This is a genomic window from Paenibacillus algicola, from assembly GCF_005577435.1.
Classification (GTDB): Bacteria; Bacillota; Bacilli; order Paenibacillales; family Paenibacillaceae; genus Paenibacillus_AQ; species Paenibacillus_AQ algicola.
Window position 1 is genome coordinate 1,398,683 of record NZ_CP040396.1, and the last position, 18,818, is coordinate 1,417,500.

Sequence of the window (18,818 nt, forward strand, 5' to 3'; positions counted from 1 at the left end):
TAACTGTTACACCGTATAATAATGTAGGTGTCAAAAAATGGCGAGGGACGATGAGAGATGAAGAAAAACGCAGGAGTGCTGATTTTGTTCATACTGCTGGGGTGGCTGACAGGAACCTGGCTTGCCAAAGCGCTGATGTCCGTCAAGGCCCTTTCTTTTTTAACAACCTCGACCTATATCGGCTGGAGGCCGGAGGCACAATTGGATATTATCAATTATAATATAAACATTGAAATCAAGCTTAGCCTGCTCGGACTGATCGGTATTATTACAGCGGTCTGGCTGTATCGCAGGCTCTAGACAAGGAGAACAGCCCGTGACGGACAACAGATCTCGGCGGCAGATTGTGCTTGCCTCAACCTCTCCTCGAAGACAGGAGCTGATTCAAATGCTTGGTCTTCCGGTTGAAGTTATGCCTAGCGGCGCTGACGAAGACACGCCTGCAGGATGGAAGCCTGAGCAGGTTGTGGAGAGTCTGGCTCTCCGCAAGGCTGAGGCTGTGTTAGAGCGCTGTAGACTTGCTGCACCGGCAGCTGTTATTGTCGGGAGTGATACGGTAGTCGTGCTGGATGGGGAGATTCTGGGCAAGCCCCGGAACCCGGAGGAGGCTGTTTCAATGCTCTCCCGGCTTCAGGGAAGAAGACATGCCGTATATACTGGCATTGCCTGCGTGGATCTATCCACAGGGACAAGCCTGCTCCGGCATCGCGTCACAACTGTAGCGATGAAGCCGCTTCTGGAGACTCAGATTGAGAGCTATGTAAGAACCGGCGAGCCGATGGACAAGGCAGGGGCATATGGCATTCAAGGATTGGGTGCTGTTCTGGTGGAGAGCATCGAGGGCGATTACTTCAATGTCGTGGGCCTCTCGATCTCTATGCTGTCCGATATGCTGCTGGAGCTGGGGATTTCCGTGCTCGACGGATGCTTGCAGAGCAGCAGCCAGGGCGGCAGGAACATGACGCGTTGAACTTATAGAAAGTAGGGGAAGGCATGGAGTCGCACGCATTTATGCTGCGCGATATCCCCCATGATGAACGACCTAGAGAGCGCATGATGGCTTATGGGGCAAGCGCTTTGAGTCATGCTGAGCTGCTCGCGATACTGCTGCGGACCGGAACCCGCCAGGAATCGGCGGTGCACGTAGCCCAGCGGATATTGCAACAGGCAGGCAGCATTCGGGAGCTGTCAGATTTAAGCATTACCGAATTGACGCAGATTAAAGGGATCGGGCCAGCCAAGGCGGTTCAGCTAAAGGCCGGGATTGAGCTGGGACGAAGAATGTCCGGTTTTAAGCGAGGCGAGCCGGTCATTATCCGGAGTCCGCGCGATGCTGCAGATCTGCTTAGCGAGGAGCTGCGCTCTCTGCATAAAGAACACTTTGTTTGTCTTTTTTTAAATACCAAGAATCATGTGATTGCTCAGGAGACGCTGTCCATTGGCAGCTTGAACGCAGCGGTCGTGCATCCCAGAGAGGTCTTCCGGGCTGCCATCAAGAGCAGCTGCGCTTCGCTCGTCTGTGCGCACAATCATCCCAGCGGGGATCCTACACCAAGCCCGGAGGATATTGCGCTTACAACACGCCTGGTCGAGGCGGGGAGCATTATCGGGATTGACGTACTGGATCACATCATTATTGGAGATGGAAGCTTTGTCAGTTTGAAGGAACGCGGTTTGATGTAATATAATAGTCCAGATTGAGGAAGAAAGGGAGTTTACAGCATGTTTGGTGGATTCACGAAGGATTTAGGAATTGATTTGGGGACAGCGAATACACTCGTTTATGTCCGTGGTAAAGGTATTGTCGTTCGGGAGCCCTCGGTGGTTGCCCTGCGTACAGATACGAAGAGCATTGAGGCGGTCGGTGAATCTGCCAAGAAAATGATTGGACGCACCCCCGGCAACATCCGGGCAATCCGGCCAATGAAGGACGGCGTCATCGCCGATTTTGACACTACGGCGACGATGATTAAATATTTCATTCGTCAGGCGCAGAAGCAGCGCTCGTTCTTTCAGCGTCATCCGAATGTCATGGTGTGTGTGCCTTCCGGTATTACAGCGGTAGAACAGCGCGCTGTAGAGGACGCAACGAAGCAAGCCGGTGCACGTGAAGCCTACACGATTGAGGAGCCGTTCGCAGCGGCAATCGGAGCGGATCTACCGGTATGGGAGCCGACGGGCAGCATGGTAGTAGATATCGGCGGAGGAACGACAGAGGTAGCTGTTATTTCGTTGGGCGGAATCGTAACAAGCCGCTCGGTTCGCGTTGCCGGCGATGAAATGGATGAATCCATCATCTCTTATATCAAACGCCAGTATAATTTAATGATCGGAGAGCGGACGGCAGAACAGCTGAAGATGGAAGTAGGCTCCGCCATGCCGCTGGAATCCGTAGAAACCATGGAAATTCGCGGCCGGGATCTCGTGACCGGACTGCCGAAGACGATCTCGATTACGTCCGATGAGATCAGTGAAGCGCTGGCAGATACGATCAATGCCATCGTTGAAGCTGTAAAGGTTACGCTGGAGAAATGTCCGCCGGAGCTCGCAGCAGATATTATGGACCGCGGCATTGTGCTTACCGGTGGCGGTGCGCTGCTCCGTAACCTCGATAAGCTGCTTGCAGAAGAAACCGGAATGCCGGTCATTGTGGCCGAGAATCCGCTGGATTGCGTAGCTATTGGCACAGGCAAAGCGCTTGACAATATTCATCTGTTCAAATCCCGCAGCAGCTCAGCCAGCCGTTCCAAGCGGTAGTCTGGAGAGCAGACCCTGATTGAACAAAGGATTCGGGAATATAACAGTAACGTTAGAAGGTGTTAGAAACTGTTTAAGCTGCTAGGCAACAAACGACTGTTTATTATGCTGATCGGACTTGTCACGTTTATAGCACTCATGGGCTTTACACTGGGACCTCGTGTGGGACTGACCTGGCCCGAAAAGTTCATGAGAGACACCGTTGGATTTGTGCAAGGCGTATTTTATAAGCCCGCTTCTTATATAGCGGGCTTCTTTGAAGATGTTAGGAATATGAAAGAAGTCTACAGCGAGAATGAGCGCCTGAAGATGGCCGTGGCCCAGTATGCCCGTGAAAGTGCGGAGTATCACCGGATTAAAGCAGAGAATGAAGACTACATGAACATGCTCAAGTTCACAGAGGCCCAGAAGAACAAATACGATTATGATTACCGGCCGGCCAATGTGCTCAGCGTGAATCAGGATCCCAATAATCATACGCTCGTCATTGACCTGGGAGAAAAGGATGGCGTAAGGCAGAACATGACGGTCATCTCGGTAGAAGGGATGGTCGGTGTGATCAGCCAGGTCGGCAACTTCACCTCGACCGTGAAGTTGCTTACCACCCTGGACCCGCAGGATGCCAAGCGGCAGCAGATCGCGGCCACGGTCTCGAATAAGGACACCTTTGGCATCATTGAGAGCTATGACAAGAAAACCAGGATGCTGAAAATGACGCGCATTCCGGAAGACGATCCGGTTGCTCCTCAGGATCTCATTGTATCCTCTGGTAACGGAGGCGTTATTCCTCGCGGCATGATTATCGGTAAAGTGGTAGAGGTAGAGACCGGGGAATTTGGCCTGACCCGAACCGCCACCATTGAACCCGCGGCAAACTTCCAGGATTGGAAGACACTCCTGGTCGTATTTACGCCGGAGGAGCCTCAGGAATGAAGCGTTATCAATTGCTGATCCTGCTGCTGTTTCTGCTGTTTATATTTCAGGGAACCATTGGATTTTGGCTGACACCGCCTGCACTGCAGGGAATCATTTCTCCAAATCTCGTGTTTGTTGCTATTTTATTTGCGACAATTTATCATCACCGCCATACCGGGCTTGTGCTGGGACTTATTTTCGGAATTGTACATGACATTATCTATTACGGCGAAATGATCGGTACCTACTCCTTTGGGATGGGGGTCTCGGCATATATCATGGGAATGATATTTAACAAGCCGCGATCTCCTCTGCCGGTCATGCTGACCGCTGTCATCCTGGGGAGCCTGCTGCTGGACAGTATGCTGTTCGGCATCTACAAGCTGTTCCGGATTAATCCGGATTCGTACAATTGGGCTTTGCTGCATCAAATGCTGCCCGATCTTCTGATTCATTTCGCGTTTGCCCTGATCATTTATGTGCCTGTCCGCAAACAGCTCGATCTGGTTGTGAAGGCGCCACGGCGAAGCAAGGCTTCTTGAATCTAATTTCGACATTTTGGTGAGAGGCCGGCAGGAACTACAGGCTGTGACCGCGAAATGTATGTAGATGGGAGGGACAGGCTTATGGCTGTAAAATCCAATCACGTTACGATTAAGGGCATCAAAGATGGCCTGGTTTTCCTGCTTGATGATCAATGTGATTTTGAAGAGCTGCTCAGCGAGCTTCGTTACAAGCTGGAGCATAGCCATCAGAATATACTGACCGGGCCGATTATTCACGTGGATGTGAAGCTGGGCTCCCGGAGAATTAATGATGATGAGAAGCAGAGTATTCTAGATATTTTGAAGCAGAAGGGGAATCTGCTGATCCGTTCCGTGGAATCTCCTCCGGTCAGCCCGGAGAGTGAGCCTGAGAAGGGACCGTCAGTGAAAGCAGGCATGGTGCGTTCCGGACAGGTGCTGCATCATCGCGGGGACCTGCTCTTCCTGGGCGATGTGAATCCCGGCGGTACCATCGTGGCCACCGGAGATATTTACATTGTAGGGGCGCTGAGGGGAACGGCGCACGCTGGTTCTGAAGGGAATCAGGACGCGATTATTGCTGCATCCTACCTGGCTCCAACGCAGCTTCGAATCTCGGAGAAGATTAGCAGGCCGCCGGACGAATGGGAAACCCGGGAGACGGTGATGGAGTTTGCCTATCTGCAGGATGATGTCATGAAGATTGACAAGATTAGCAACATTGCTCGTTTGGGCCGGGATTTTAATGTGTTTAAAGGAGTGTAGAACATGGGAGAGGCAATTGTCGTCACATCAGGCAAAGGCGGAGTCGGCAAAACGACGACCTCGGCCAACATCGGAACGGCCCTGGCACTGCTGGGCAAGAAGGTATGCCTGGTAGATACCGATATCGGCCTGCGAAATCTGGATGTCGTTATGGGTCTGGAGAACCGGATCATATATGATCTTTGCGACGTTGCGGAAGGACGATGCCGCCTTAATCAAGCGCTAATCAAGGATAAGCGCTTTGACGAGCTGTATATGCTGCCTGCCGCCCAGACTAAGGACAAGAACGCTGTTTCACCGGAACAGGTGAGGGATATTGTTCTGGAACTGAAGAAGGAATACGAATACGTTATTATCGACTGTCCGGCAGGTATTGAGCAGGGCTTCAAGAACGCGATTGCAGGTGCGGATAAAGCAATTGTAGTGACGACTCCTGAGCATGCGGCAGTCCGTGACGCCGATCGGATTATCGGGCTCCTGGAGAATTCGGAAGTGGAGTCACCGAAGCTGGTCGTAAACCGGATTCGGCCGAATATGGTCAAGTCGGGAGACATGCTGGAAATTGAGGACGTTCTTCAGGTGCTGAACATTGACCTGATCGGAATTGTACCGGATGACGAAATGGTCATTAAAGCAGCGAACATCGGCGAGCCGACGGTAATGAACCCGGACTCCCAAGCGGCAATTGCTTACCGCAATATCGCCCGGCGGATTCTGGGAGATACCGTGCCTTTAATGCAAATCCATCAGAAAAAAGGCATGTTTACCCGCTTTAAGAAATTTTTTGGCATGGGCTAGCAGGAAAGCCCGACATGATTAGGCCCCGCAGCAACCCGGCACCTCTGAGACGCTTTGGCTCAGAAGGTGCTTTTTTTTCGTTGTGTGGATGTTCGCTCTCGTAAGGCTTGTTCTAAACCGCTTTTTATGGCACATAGGATAAGGTAAAACAAGCTCTGGGGGAGAATTCGTATGGACATCCGCACATCGGTCAGAAATAGAAGAGAAGCTCGAATTCGGGAGCTGCTGGAGGAAAAGGCAAATCCGGCATCAGCAACGAGGCAGGAATCTGAAGCTCTGCTGCAGGCTGCGGAGTTCAATAAGAAGCACTTCACAGGCTCTTTAGCTTCACCGCTGCAAGACCCTGTGTCGGAGCGTGACCCGGAAAAGCTCTGGAAGCAGGGCTATAGAGGCTGGGAGGAGCCGGTGCCGACTCCGCCCGCTTCAGGTCCGCCGCGGCTGATGACAGGCCTGCTTCGGAGAATTGTTATCAGTGCGCTTTTGTTCGGAGCGGTTTGGGGCGTTTTTTCTACCGATCAGCCTTGGGCAGCCCGTGTGCAATGGTTTGTGCTGGACGGGCTAAGTCGAGAGATGGATTTTGCAGCAGCCCAGGCCTGGTATGAAGAGCATTTTGGCGGTGCGCCATCCTTTATCCCGATTTTTGGACAGGATCCACAGGAATCTACCAAGGTGAACGGAGAAATGCTCGTACCGCCCCTTAGCGGGACGGTACTGCAGCCGTTTGTTGTAGATATGAAGGGGATCAAAATCGTTCCTCAGAGCGAGCAGCAATCCTCTCGGGAGGTACACAGTATTGAGGCTGGCAGAGTTATGAAGGTGCGTCCGCTCCCGGATGGACTGTATACGCTTGAGGTGCAGCACAGAAACGGCCGCTACGCGCAGTACAGCGGATTAAGCCATGTCACACTGAGGGCCGAGGACTGGGTGCAGGGCGGGGATGTGCTGGGAGTGGTTCCGTTATCGCTTTCTTCCGGTGAAGAGCCTGTGCTTTACTTTATGCTGAAAGAAGGGAGCATGCCTGTCGATCCGGCGGATGTGATTCCGTTTTGATTACCATTCGGGGCACAGTCCTGTCTTTACACCCGCTATTTGTCATGATTATGCTGGCTTCGGTGATCACTGGTGGCTTTCTGGAGCTGCTGACGCTCTTCATTATTGTGTTCATCCATGAATTAGGCCATGCTGCTGCAGCTGCTGCTATGGGCTTCAAGGTTAGGTCCATCCAGCTGCTGCCGTTTGGAGGCGTGGCGGTCATTGAAGAGCAGGGAAGGATGAATGCATACAAGGAGATCGTCATTGCGCTTGCAGGGCCGCTGCAGAATGTAATTATGATTGGCATGGCAAAGCTGCTGCTGTACATTGGCTGGGGAGACGCCAGCTTTCTGGAATACCTGATCCAGGCTAATCTGATGATTGCCCTGTTCAATTTGCTGCCGATTCTGCCGCTGGATGGTGGAAAATTGCTGCAGGCGCTGATCAGTCTGTTCGCTCCTTATCACGCTACACTGATCTGGACCTCGCGGGCGGGATGCTTCTGCAGCCTCGTCATGCTCGCGATCGGCGTCCAGCCATTGTTCACCGGAGAGACGCTGCAGCTGAATATCATGATGATCGGCTTGTTTCTGGCATATTCCAATTTCGAGGATTATCGGAATGTGCCTTACCGCTTCGTACGTTTTCTAGTCCAGCGAAGCAGCTATGCAGGAGAGCAGAGTGGAGAAGCTCAAGCTATTGTAGCAGATGCTTCGAAACCTTTAGATGAGATTGTGCGTTTATTTAGGAGAGAAAAGGTTCATCTGATTTATGTCATGAATCGGGGCGGGGGCGTCATGGCTGTTCTTCCTGAACAGCAGGTGATCTCTTCCTACTTTGCAGTCAAAGAACCCCCGGTGCGTGACTAGCATATCTATCATTTCAGCAGAGGAGCAATGTGCTCCAAATCGGCCCAGCGTGAGCTGTTGAAATGGTATAATCAACAGACAGTATCCGCTTAAAGAGGTGAGGCCATGAAGCAGCTTATCGTTCAGAGCGAAGCAGACATTGTTCAGCTCGCTCTTCTGGACAACCGTATCCTTCTGGAATATGCCTCCGAACGGGGTGAGCATCCCGGTGCGGCCGGCAATTTTTATAAAGGCAGGGTCGTTAATGTCATTCCAGGCATGCAGGCCGCCTTTGTTGACATCGGACTGAGGAAGAATGCCTTTTTGTACGTGGATGATGTGCTCTCTCCCCATCTGGAGAAGCAGCCCGACACCAAGCCGTCTATTGAAGCATTGCTAAGTGCAGGCCAGGAGTTGATTGTACAAGTCGTGAAGGAGCCGATGGGCGGAAAAGGCGCTCGGGTGACGACTCATTATTCTCTCCCCGGGCGGTTTATGGTCTATATGCCTAAGGCCGGATATGTCGCTGTATCCAAGAAAATTTCCCGGGAGAATGAACGATCGCGTCTGAAGCAGCTGGGAGAAGGCCTGATAGGTAAGGAAGAGGGCCTGATTATCAGGACTGTGTCAGAGGGGGAACAAGAAGCAGCTGTGCGCAGCGATCTGGAGTGGCTGCGATTTCTTTGGTCGCGTATTCTGGAGCAGGCGATCAAGCAAAGGCCACCGGCACTGCTGCACCGGGAGCGGGGCATGGTCCACCGATTTATTCGCGATGTATTTAGCCCGGAGCAGGATGAATTGATTGTAGCAAGGCCGACTGAAGCGAAGGAAATCCGTGCTTATTTGCAGGAGCTGCTTCCTGGGAGCAAGCCCTGCATCAAGGTTTACGAAGGGGACCGAACTCTTTTTGAGGCATATGGCGTAGAGGAGCAGCTAAAGCAGGCTTTTTCGAGACAGATCCAGCTTGCAGACGGCGGTACGATTGTCATTGATGAGACGGAGGCCCTGACGGTGATTGATGTCAATACGGCCAGTTATACGGGGGGCAGCAGTCTGGAGGAAACGGTCACGCGCACCAATGTCAGTGCTGCCAGGGAGATTGCACGCCTGCTCCGTTTGAGGGATATGGGCGGCATCATTATTGTTGACTTTATTGATATGGAGGAAGAGCATAGCCGGGAGCTGGTGCTGTCTGCCATGGAGGAGATTATTAGCAAGGACCGCACCAAATGCGTTGTGCTGGGCTGGACGCGTCTGGGACTGCTCGAAATTACACGGAAGATGGAACGGGATCCTGCGGCTAACCCCTATCGCAGAATCTGCAAAGCCTGCTCCGGCAAAGGAATTACGAGTTGATGGATTGACGACACTTTTATTCTGTGTTATCATCTCTTGGTATGTGTTCAGCGAACAATTTGCTGCACATGCTGTAACCGCTCCGGTCAGGTTGACAAGGACGGTCGAGACTGCTCGGCTGGACACCTGAATCAGGCGAGTCTGAGACATGAGGAGGTGCAAGCAAATGTACGCTATTATCGAAACAGGTGGTAAGCAATACAAAGTCCAAGAGGGCGATGTGTTGTTCATCGAGAAGCTGAATGCAGGTGACGGCGAAAGCGTGACTTTCGACCGTGTACTGGCCGTATCCAATGGTGAAGGCCTGGTAGCAGGAACACCGGTAGTATCCGGAGCTTCTGTAACTGCAAAGGTAGAGAAGCACGGTAAAGGCCGCAAGGTCGTTGTATACAAATACAAGCCGAAGAAGAACTACCACAAGAAGCAAGGTCATCGTCAGCCTTTCACGAAAGTAACAATCGAGAAGATTCAGGCGTAAGAGGGTGCGGTAATTGATTACTGTACAGATCTCCCGCCGGGACGACGGAAGAATTCATGGCTTTGAAGTCAAGGGTCATGCAGGTTATGCAGATCCGGGACAGGATATCGTTTGCGCTGGGGTTTCCGCTGTCACTGTTGGCACGGTCAACTCGATCGAGGCGTTAACCGGCACAGTCATGGAGGCCGAGATGAAAGGTGGATTTCTGAGTGCGGTGCTGCCGCATGAAGGACATAACGCCTCCTCGGAACAAGTTCAGCTGCTCCTGGAATCGATGGTGCTGATGCTGCAGAGTATTGCAGATTCATACGATGAGTATATTCAAATACAGGTTAAGATTATTAAAAGAAGGAGGTAGGCTAACATGTTGAAATTGGATCTTCAGTTATTCGCATCCAAAAAAGGTGTAGGCTCCACGAAGAACGGTCGTGACAGTATTTCCAAGCGTCTCGGCACGAAGCGTGCAGACGGTCAAACCGTTACGGGCGGAAGCATTCTGGTTCGCCAACGCGGAACCAAGATTCACCCAGGCACGAACGTGGGCATTGGTAAAGACGACACTCTGTTTGCGAAAGTCGATGGCGTTGTGAAATTTGAACGTTGGGGTCGTGATCGCAAGAAAGTGAGCGTCTACCCGGTTGAGGTCGCTCCTGTAGCGGCAGCAGTTGAGGCTTAATTGTCCTCAATCCGGCATACAGATGAAGAGGTCTCCGGCAGTATGCCGGGGGCTTCTTTTTTTAGGGATCAAGGCAGAACTATTTATGGATCACGGATGAATCCCGAATAACGTCTATGGTATACTTGGTTTTGGTGAAACTAACCAGTATAGGGAACGGGGAGAGTTCATGAAGTCCTGGAAATGGATTGCGGCTGGGGCCGGGGGATCAATACTGCTTCCTGTCATCTGGCTGCTGTGGATGCCTGGCCTTCTGGCAGCTCTTGGGACAGTAATCTGGTCTGTTGCCGCAACGCTGTTCGCGGTAAGGATGGTGCTGCGGGAGCAGGAGAGATCTATGGCTGAGCAGCAAAGAATGTCCGAGGAGCAGCTGAAGGAGCGGGCGGTGCAGGCACTGAATCATCACCGTCATGATTGGATGAACGAGCTGCAAATTATGTACGGCTATATCCAGTTGGGCAAGCATGATAAATCGGTGCAATGTGTGGAAAGAATAAAAGAACGGATGCTTCAGGAAAGCAAAGTGTCGAAGCTGGGCATTCCTTCACTCGTGTTTTACTTTCAGGCGTATCGAACCTTTAATGTGCCGCTGCAGCTTGAGATCGAAGTCGTGGACCAGCTGCACTTGAATGAGAAGCTGTCCCCGCTGCGGCAGGAGGCTTTGACGGAAGTCATTATTGCTGCTGTAGACATCTATGAGAAGGCGGGAGAAGGCGGTTCGCCAGAGGAAGAAAGACAGCTGATTATTACCTTCTGGGATCAGGAGGATCACTGCATAGCCGAGCTTGAAGGAGAAGGAGCTTTTGGAGACCGCCGTGCTTTGGAGCAGCAATTGAAGCGCGTGACGGAGCATACAGAATTACGGGTAGAGCAGGTCGATACGGATCATATGACCTACCGTCTGTATATCCCGTATGTGACTTGAGGAAGGTGAAGATAACCGATGTTCGTAGATAAAGCGAAAGTGTTTGTAAAAGGCGGAGACGGCGGAGACGGCTTGATTTCGTTCCGGCGGGAGAAATACGTTCCTAACGGCGGACCTGCCGGCGGGGATGGCGGAAGAGGCGGAGACGTTATTTTTCGGGTAGATGAAGGCTTGAGAACCTTGATGGATTTCCGTTACCAGCGCCATTTTAAAGCCAAGCGTGGCGAAAAGGGCAGAAATAAAAGTCAGCACGGTGCCGGCGCCGAGGATATGATTGTTCGGATTCCTCCGGGAACAGTGCTTATTGATGATGATTCCGGCGAGATCATTGCCGATTTGACACGTAACGGCCAGCAGGTTGTCGTCGCTCGCGGCGGACGGGGCGGACGGGGAAATATCCGTTTTGCAACACCGAATAATCCTGCTCCGGAGCTTGCAGAGAACGGAGAAGAGGGGCAGGAGCGGTACATTACGATGGAGCTCAAGGTGATGGCAGATGTCGGTCTTGTCGGCTTTCCAAGTGTCGGCAAATCAACGCTGCTCTCCGTAGTATCTGCTGCCCAGCCGAAGATCGGGGCGTATCATTTCACAACGATAACTCCGAACCTGGGGATGGTGGAAGTAGGAGATGACCGTAGCTTTGTAATGGCAGACCTGCCGGGTCTGATTGAAGGTGCTCATGAGGGAATCGGACTGGGACACGAATTCCTGCGTCATGTTGAGCGTACGCGTGTCATTATTCACGTGGTGGACATGTCGGGCTCTGAGGGCCGGGACCCGTTTGAAGACTGGGTAAAAATTAACGAAGAGCTCAGGCTGTACAATCCGGTTTTGGCCGAGCGCCCTCAGATCGTAGCAGCTAATAAAATGGACATGCCGGAGTCGGAGGAGAATCTAAGCGTGTTCCGTGAGAAGACTGCAGCAGTCCGGCCGGATCTTGAGATTCTGCCGATCTCATCCTTGACGCGCCAAGGCATTAAAGAGCTTCTGTACAAAGCCGCTGCTGTACTGGATGAAATTCCGGAGGAGGTTGCAGTAGAAGAAGTGCCGGAGGTAGCAGAGCGCAAGGTGTACCGATTCGAGCAGCAGGAGGACAATTCCTTTACAATTACCCGGGACAATGAGGCGTACGTGGTGCACAGTGAGCGCATTGAGCGCATGCTCAAGCGGATGCAGATGAATTCCCATGATGCGATTCTGAAGCTTGCGCGGACGATGAGACATATGGGCATTGACGATGAGCTTCGCCGCCGGGGGGCTGTGGACGGAACGATTGTACGTATTGCGGATTTTGAGTTTGAGTTTGTTGAGGGAAGCAGCTATTACTAGTGCCCTGCAACAGAGCCACTATGAAGAACGCCAGATTTCATGTTATGAAATCGGCGTTTTTTTTATTGCTGCAAAGCCTCAATTCATAGCCGTTTTAAGGTATAGTGGGGAAAGGCAGCAACACGCATTACAAAAAATAGACGTGAATGTATTGCCCTCCTGTTCAATATCCCTTATAATGTCCACTATATGAATACAGTAGTCTTTGGGGAGAGGACGTTTTGTGAAAGAACGTTATTATTTGGTCCGAGAGGATATTTTACCGGAAGCTGTCGTCAAGACGATGCAGGTCAAGAGACTGCTGGCGGCCGGAGAGGCCAAGACCGTGCACGATGCTGTGGAGCAGGTGGGATTAAGCCGGAGCGCTTTTTACAAATACAAAGACGGTATTCATCCCATTAACCAGCTGGAGCGGGACGAAATTGTAACCATCTCCATTGATATGGAACATCGCTCGGGCATGCTGTCAGGAGTTCTGGGACTGGTCGCTGGGGAAGGCGGAAACGTGCTGACCATTCATCAGAGCATCCCGCTGCAAGGCATTGCCAACGTCGTTATTTCCGTAGAGGTTTCAAGGCTGAATGAGGAGCTGGACGATTTATTGGTCGGCATTCGGCGCATCCAGGGAGTCCGGCGGGTCCAGATGATTGGACAGGGATAACAGGATGGATTCACATAGGGAAAGAAGAGATTGATGCTAGAATACAGGAGGGAATGTATAGATGAAGCCGGTTAAGGTAGGTTTGTTGGGATTAGGGACTGTAGGAACAGGTGTGGTTCGGATTGTGGAAGGACATCAGGAGGATTTGAGCAGTCAGGTGGGCTCACCGATTACGATCGGCAAGATTGCTGTTAAGAATACAGAGAAAGAACGCAGTATTTCGGTTGACAGCAGCAAGATGACATCTGACCCATGGGAAGTTATCCGTGACCCGGAGATCGACGTCATTGTAGAGGTGATGGGCGGGATTGAGCAGACGAAGGAGTATATCCTGGAGGCGCTTGAGCAGGGCAAGCATATTGCAAGCATATCAGGGCAAGCATATTGTAACAGCCAACAAGGATTTGATGGCTTTGCATGGGGCGGAAATTTTGGCTAAAGCTCAAGAGAAGCAGTGCGATGTGTTTTATGAAGCGAGTGTGGCCGGCGGCATTCCGATTATACGGACGCTGATCGAGGGCTTCTCCTCGGACCGGATTACGAAGATCATGGGCATTGTGAACGGAACAACGAACTATATTTTGACCAAAATGAGCCAGGAAGGAGCATCCTACGAGGATGTTTTGGCTGAAGCTCAGGAGCTCGGATATGCAGAAGCAGATCCCACCTCGGATGTAGAAGGTCTGGATGCGGCACGCAAAATGGCCATTATGGGAACGCTCGGCTTCCGTACGAACGTGGAGCTGCAGGATGTAAGTGTGAAGGGGATCTCCCAGGTAACGAAAGAGGATATCCAGTACGCTAAACGTCTCGGCTATGAAATGAAGCTGCTCGGCATCGCGGATCGGGAGCAGGAGCAGGTCAGCATTAGTGTGCAGCCAACAATGGTCCGCACCAGTCACCCGATGGCCGCCGTAAACGGTGTGTTCAACGCGGTTTATGTGTATGGAGAAGCTGTGGGCGAGACCATGTTTTACGGACCAGGGGCAGGTGAGATGCCTACAGCTACGTCAGTGGTTGCCGATCTGGTAGCTGTGGTTAAGAATCTTAAGCTCGGAGTCAACGGGCTTCAGGCGATCGCTCCTTATAAGGCGAAGGTGCTGAAGACCGATGATCAGATTATGTTTAAGAATTTCATTTTGCTTCACGTAGATGACAAGGCTGGGGTATTGGCACAGATTACACAGGTGTTTGCAGAATACGGGGTGAGCCTGGAGTCGGTTGTTCAGCAGCCGAATGATCAGACACCTCAGGCAGAAATCATTATTGTAACCCACAATGCCAGCAAAGCGAGTATGGATAAGGTGCTGGATCATTTTGAAGGCTTGGAAGTTATCCGCGAGATTAAAAGCGTGTATCGGGTCGAAGGCTAATCAGGCCAGGTGTCCGTTGGAGTCATGCTAGTTAAATATCACTTATTTGAATGAATACGAGGAGAGTATTGCTATGCCATACGAAGGCTTAATCCAAACTTATAAAAATTATCTGCCTGTAAATGAGAACACACCATTGTTGACGCTGAAGGAAGGGAATACCCCTCTGATCCGTGCGGAGAATCTGTCCAAGGATCTGGATCTTGATTTGTATTTCAAGTTTGAAGGCTTGAATCCAACCGGTTCCTTTAAGGACCGCGGTATGGTCATGGCTGTAGCGAAAGCGATGGAAGAAGGAAGCAAGACGATTATGTGCGCGTCCACCGGGAACACCTCCGCCGCGGCAGCAGCGTATGCTGCACGTGGGGGGCTGAACTGTATTGTGTTGATTCCAAACAACAATATTGCCCTCGGCAAGCTGGCACAAGCGATCATTTATGGAGCCAAAGTCATTGCGATTGACGGCAACTTTGACCGTGCGCTTGAAATCGTCCGTGAAATTACAGCGAAGCATCCGATTACGCTGGTGAACTCTGTGAATCCGTATCGTATCGAAGGACAGAAGACTGCAGCCTTTGAGGTGGTGGATCAGCTGGGCAAAGCTCCGGATGTATTGGCAATTCCTGTTGGTAATGCCGGAAACATCTCCGCATACTGGAAGGGCTTCAAGGAATATAAGGAAGCGGGTAAGTCCTCGACCTTGCCTCGTATGCTCGGCTTTGAGGCTGAGGGTGCAATGGCGATCGTAAAAGGTGAGCCGATTGCTAATCCTGAAACCGTTGCGACGGCGATTCGTATCGGTAATCCAGCCAGCTGGAAGACGGCGGTAATAGCTGCTGAAGAATCTCAAGGTCAGATTAACTATGTAACCGATGATGAGATTCTGGAGGCCTATCGTACGATTGCTTCCCGGGAAGGAGTATTCGCTGAGCCGGGCTCTGCCGCATCGATCGCTGGTGTCTACAAAATGAAGCGCGAAGGATATTTCAAGGGCGGAGAATCGGTAGTCTGTGTGCTGACAGGCCACGGCTTGAAGGATCCGAACATTGCGATCAAAACGGTCAACGCCGAGCCGCTCGTAGTCTCGGACAACGAAGCTGCCGTTATGGATGCGATTGCTACCCTTGAAGGGGCTGCGCAGGTATGATCTTGAACGACGGCGTACGGATCAGGGTTCCTGCCAGTACGGCAAACCTGGGACCCGGCTTTGACACCTTGGGCATGGCGCTATCGCTGTACGCCTGGATTGAAATGAGACCGCATGATCGGACCGTATTCGAGCTGCACGGTGACGAAATGAAGGGCCTTCCGCAAAATAAGGATAATCTGCTGTACAAGGTAGCGCAGCTGGTATTTCAGGAGGCCGGGATTTCAATTCCGGAGCTCCACATCGGAATGTATTCAGACATCCCGCTGACGCGCGGCTTGGGAAGCAGTGCTTCAGCCATCGTTGGTGCGCTGGCGGCAGCCAATGCTGTTGCAGGCTCGCCGCTGCCGGATCATAAGCTATTTGACATGGCCACAGACTTGGAGCGTCATCCTGACAATGTAGGAGCTTCCATGTTCGGGGGAATTATTGCGTCTGCCTGGGACGGCCAGCATGCGGACTACGTGCGGATTGAGCCTCCCGAAGAGCTGGAGACGCTAGTGGTCATACCAGACTTTCAGCTGGCCACGACCAAGGCTCGGGACGTATTGCCGCAGCATGTGTCATTAACAGATGCCGTATTTAATATTAGCCGGTCTTCACTTCTCACCGCAGCGCTCTCCTCGGGGCAGCTGGACCTGATTTCTGCCGCGATGCAGGACCGCCTGCATCAGCCTTACCGGGCGAGTCTCGTGCCTGGAATGGACCGCATCCTGAAGGAAGCTACAGGGCGAGGGGCTTTGGGCATTGCTTTAAGCGGAGCTGGGCCGACGATGATTGCATTCGTGCGCCGCGGTGATGAGGGAACCGAGATGCTGAAGAGCTATCTTTTGGAGACGATGAAGGAGCAGGGAATTCAGGCGTCAGCCCAGCTGCTGAAGCCCGATAAAGAGGGTGTTACTGTTCTGGGCATGAACCGGGGCACTACCCTGATGGATATCGTTAAAGGGGAAGTTACAATATGAACCGAATCGCACTTCTACCCTCAGGATCTGTATCGCATGAAGCACTGTTGTATCTGTTGAACGGCGAGCCGGCAGAATTGGTTCACCATAAGCTGATTTCTGATGTGTTCATGTCTACCGTAGAAGGCAGAACCGATTACAGCGTCATTCCGATTGAGAACACGATTGAGGGCTCGGTCAGTCTTCATATGGATTGGCTTGTGAATGAAGTTGAGATCCCGATGCAGGCGGAGTGGGTGTACCCTTCGAAACAGAATCTGATCGGCAGCCGAGCTGAGTTTGAGCGGGCAGACGGGAGCATTGATTTTCAACGGATTACGAAAATTTACTCTCATCCTGTAGCGACTGCTCAATGTCGGCAGTTTCTCTCACGCAATGTACCTGGTGCGGAGCTGGAGCCGGTAGGCAGCACTTCTGAAGGAGTACACATTGTGAAGCAGAACCCGGGGAAAGGCTGGGCGGCCATCGGTACCTCGCTGGGTGCTGAGACGCATGGGCTGGATATCCTGTCCCCGTCAATTACGGATCACGACAACAACTACACCCGATTTGTGCTGGTTGGAAGCCATTCGATATCCATTCCGCGTACATCGGTGTATGTCAAGACAAGTGTTCTGGTTACGCTCCCGGAGGATGTGCCAGGAGCCCTGCATCAGGTGCTTTCCGCTTTTGCATGGCGCCGGCTGAACCTGTCCCGAATTGAGTCTCGTCCAACCAAAAAAAAGCTGGGTAACTACTACTTCTACATTGATGTTATGGAATCGGCTGAATCTGTGCTGCTGACAGCAGCTATTGGAGAGATCGAAGCGCTGGGCTGTCAGGTTCGAGTGCTCGGCTCCTATCCCGGCTTTGCTTACAATAAACAGCAATCCCCGGCAGCAACATAGCTTGAAAAGATCCCGTCGCTACTGCGACAGGGATTTTTTTTGCTTTTAGGGAGGTCAATCGCCCATTGCCTGCATAGGATGTATTATTCAATGCGGGCGATAACCTAACGGTGGCCTAAAAGAGGAGTATAGGAGGTTTGTACAGCGTGAAAATCCACATCGTCAAACAGGGCGACACCTTATATGAGTTGTCACAAAAGTATGGGGTTTCATTGGCCAAGATTATGGATGCCAATCCGCAGCTGGTGGACCCTGATCAGCTGGACATCGGTGCCAAAATTAAAATTCCGGCAGAACCCGTTACCGTGCCGGACGGCTCAAGCACGTCTATCCATAAGCATACGGTGAAGCAGGGAGATTCACTGTGGAAGCTGTCCAAAGCATGGGGAGTTCCCCTTAAGAACATGATTGAGGCTAATCCGCAGCTGAAGAATCCCAATGCTCTTTTGGTCGGAGAAATCGTTAATATACCGGCACCTTCACCAGCAGGAGCTGTCGAGAAGAAGGAAATGGAGGCAGCACCGGACCTCCTTGGCAAAACCGCACCTGGGAGCAAAACCTACACAGGTCCCAAAGAACAGATGACGGCGCCTTCACTCCCCTTGGTTCCTGACATGCCAGAAGCCCCTGATATGCCGGAAGAACTGGAGATCGAAGTGGAGATTGCACCTGAAATCGTGGTAAAGCCAGAGATTACCGTAAGCCCAGAGGTTGTAGAGAAGACTGTGATCATTGAGAAAGAATGCCTGCCTGACATGCATCCGTCCATGCCAGCCTGCCCTGAACCGTATACGGAAGCCAGTGAGGCTATGCCTCATTTTCCTATGCCTTGTGCTCCAGGAGACTTCTCCCAGTCTATGGTAAATCCGATGTACGGAGGGATGCCGGCACCATGGGCGCCCACAGCATCCTATAGCATGCTGCCTGAAATGCCTTGTGGCTGCAATGAGGGATCGCCATTGTCTCCATATCCGATGTGGTTTGATGGGGGCATGGGTCATCCAGCGGCCTATCCTATGCCTTATGGCTCTCCAATGAGCATGAATGCAGGGGGGCATGAGATGATGTATGCTGGAGTGTCTGAATATCCAACAGCATCAGGCAGTGTATATCCACAGCCTCATGAAGCGGCCCAGCACAAGATGCAGTCTTCACCGATGGCTATATCACCAGATTATTACGGCGGGGTACCCTACGGACAAATGATGTGGGGAGGTCAGGCGATTGCGGGCGCTGGTTCCATGTATCATCAACCGATGCACGGTCAACAGCAAGGAATGGTCATGGGAATGCCATCTCAGCCGTGCCAGCCATGGTCAACATATGGAGCCGATATGAGTCCCCTCCCGCTACACGGCCCGCAAAAAGACTGCGGCTGCCAT

Annotated in this window: 21 protein-coding genes and 1 pseudogene (1 of these 22 cut by a window edge); all 22 read left to right on the top strand. The window is 51.9% G+C overall.

The features are described 5' to 3' along the window. Positions 1–57: 57 nt before the first annotated feature. Positions 58–300, top strand: coding sequence for a DUF4321 domain-containing protein (locus E6C60_RS06185; protein ID WP_138225066.1), 243 nt, complete (start codon positions 58–60; stop codon positions 298–300). 16 nt (positions 301–316) lie between these two features. Continuing rightward, positions 317–970 carry a Maf family protein gene (locus E6C60_RS06190; protein ID WP_138225067.1) on the top strand — a complete coding sequence of 218 codons (654 nt, stop codon included), beginning with the start codon at positions 317–319 and terminating at the stop codon, positions 968–970. Between the two features lie 23 nt (positions 971–993). Then, positions 994–1,683 carry a RadC family protein gene (gene radC / locus E6C60_RS06195; protein WP_138225068.1) on the top strand — a complete coding sequence of 230 codons (690 nt, stop codon included), beginning with the start codon at positions 994–996 and terminating at the stop codon, positions 1,681–1,683. A 39-nt stretch (positions 1,684–1,722) separates the two neighbouring features. Beyond that, positions 1,723–2,757: a rod shape-determining protein gene (locus E6C60_RS06200; protein ID WP_138225069.1), complete on the top strand. Its 1,035-nt coding sequence runs from the start codon at positions 1,723–1,725 to the stop codon at positions 2,755–2,757. Positions 2,758–2,862: 105 nt separating this feature from the next. Next, positions 2,863–3,690 carry a rod shape-determining protein MreC gene (mreC, locus tag E6C60_RS06205; protein WP_138225070.1) on the top strand — a complete coding sequence of 276 codons (828 nt, stop codon included), beginning with the start codon at positions 2,863–2,865 and terminating at the stop codon, positions 3,688–3,690. Next, positions 3,687–4,214 (top strand): rod shape-determining protein MreD, encoded by a 528-nt coding sequence (mreD, locus tag E6C60_RS06210; protein ID WP_138225071.1) that lies wholly within the window; start codon positions 3,687–3,689, stop codon positions 4,212–4,214. The genes mreC and mreD overlap by 4 nt, the downstream gene beginning before the upstream one ends. Positions 4,215–4,298: 84 nt before the next feature. Beyond that, positions 4,299–4,961 (top strand): septum site-determining protein MinC, encoded by a 663-nt coding sequence (minC, locus tag E6C60_RS06215; RefSeq protein ID WP_138225072.1) that lies wholly within the window; start codon positions 4,299–4,301, stop codon positions 4,959–4,961. Between the two features lie 3 nt (positions 4,962–4,964). Continuing rightward, positions 4,965–5,759: a septum site-determining protein MinD gene (gene minD / locus E6C60_RS06220; protein WP_138225073.1), complete on the top strand. Its 795-nt coding sequence runs from the start codon at positions 4,965–4,967 to the stop codon at positions 5,757–5,759. A gap of 171 nt (positions 5,760–5,930) precedes the next feature. After that, a complete protein-coding gene (locus E6C60_RS06225) occupies positions 5,931–6,809 on the top strand; it encodes a M23 family metallopeptidase (protein WP_138225074.1) in 879 nt (292 codons plus the stop codon). Beyond that, a complete protein-coding gene (locus E6C60_RS06230) occupies positions 6,806–7,660 on the top strand; it encodes a M50 family metallopeptidase (protein WP_138225075.1) in 855 nt (284 codons plus the stop codon). The genes E6C60_RS06225 and E6C60_RS06230 overlap by 4 nt, the downstream gene beginning before the upstream one ends. 105 nt (positions 7,661–7,765) lie before the next feature. Next, the gene (locus E6C60_RS06235; RefSeq protein WP_138225076.1) at positions 7,766–8,995 is read left to right on the top strand and encodes an Rne/Rng family ribonuclease; all 1,230 of its coding nucleotides are present in this window, start codon (positions 7,766–7,768) and stop codon (positions 8,993–8,995) included. A 166-nt stretch (positions 8,996–9,161) separates the two neighbouring features. Next, positions 9,162–9,473: a 50S ribosomal protein L21 gene (gene rplU / locus E6C60_RS06240; protein ID WP_138225077.1), complete on the top strand. Its 312-nt coding sequence runs from the start codon at positions 9,162–9,164 to the stop codon at positions 9,471–9,473. A gap of 13 nt (positions 9,474–9,486) precedes the next feature. Next, entirely contained in the window at positions 9,487–9,831 is a 345-nt protein-coding gene (locus E6C60_RS06245) for a ribosomal-processing cysteine protease Prp (protein WP_138225078.1), read from the top strand. 6 nt (positions 9,832–9,837) lie between these two features. Then, positions 9,838–10,149: a 50S ribosomal protein L27 gene (gene rpmA, locus E6C60_RS06250; protein WP_138225079.1), complete on the top strand. Its 312-nt coding sequence runs from the start codon at positions 9,838–9,840 to the stop codon at positions 10,147–10,149. A gap of 169 nt (positions 10,150–10,318) precedes the next feature. Continuing rightward, a complete protein-coding gene (locus tag E6C60_RS06255) occupies positions 10,319–11,074 on the top strand; it encodes a Spo0B domain-containing protein (protein WP_138225080.1) in 756 nt (251 codons plus the stop codon). Positions 11,075–11,092: 18 nt separating this feature from the next. Further along, a complete protein-coding gene (gene obgE, locus E6C60_RS06260) occupies positions 11,093–12,403 on the top strand; it encodes a GTPase ObgE (RefSeq protein ID WP_138225081.1) in 1,311 nt (436 codons plus the stop codon). 223 nt (positions 12,404–12,626) lie between these two features. After that, positions 12,627–13,064 carry an ACT domain-containing protein gene (locus E6C60_RS06265; protein WP_138225082.1) on the top strand — a complete coding sequence of 146 codons (438 nt, stop codon included), beginning with the start codon at positions 12,627–12,629 and terminating at the stop codon, positions 13,062–13,064. A 61-nt stretch (positions 13,065–13,125) separates the two neighbouring features. Beyond that, a pseudogene (locus E6C60_RS06270) lies at positions 13,126–14,437 on the top strand (homoserine dehydrogenase). Between the two features lie 73 nt (positions 14,438–14,510). Then, positions 14,511–15,584, top strand: a complete 1,074-nt coding sequence (thrC, locus tag E6C60_RS06275; protein WP_138225083.1) for a threonine synthase — start codon at positions 14,511–14,513, stop codon at positions 15,582–15,584. Further along, entirely contained in the window at positions 15,581–16,549 is a 969-nt protein-coding gene (gene thrB, locus E6C60_RS06280) for a homoserine kinase (RefSeq protein ID WP_138225084.1), read from the top strand. Before thrC ends, thrB begins: the two co-directional genes overlap by 4 nt. Then, positions 16,546–17,436: a prephenate dehydratase gene (pheA, locus tag E6C60_RS06285; protein ID WP_138225085.1), complete on the top strand. Its 891-nt coding sequence runs from the start codon at positions 16,546–16,548 to the stop codon at positions 17,434–17,436. Before thrB ends, pheA begins: the two co-directional genes overlap by 4 nt. A 146-nt stretch (positions 17,437–17,582) precedes the next feature. Then, on the top strand, positions 17,583–18,818 hold the 5' portion of the coding sequence (locus E6C60_RS06290; RefSeq protein ID WP_138225086.1) for a LysM peptidoglycan-binding domain-containing protein. Its footprint extends 222 nt past the window's final position; 1,236 of the gene's 1,458 nt are visible here — the first part of the coding sequence; its start codon is at positions 17,583–17,585; its stop codon lies beyond the right edge, outside the window.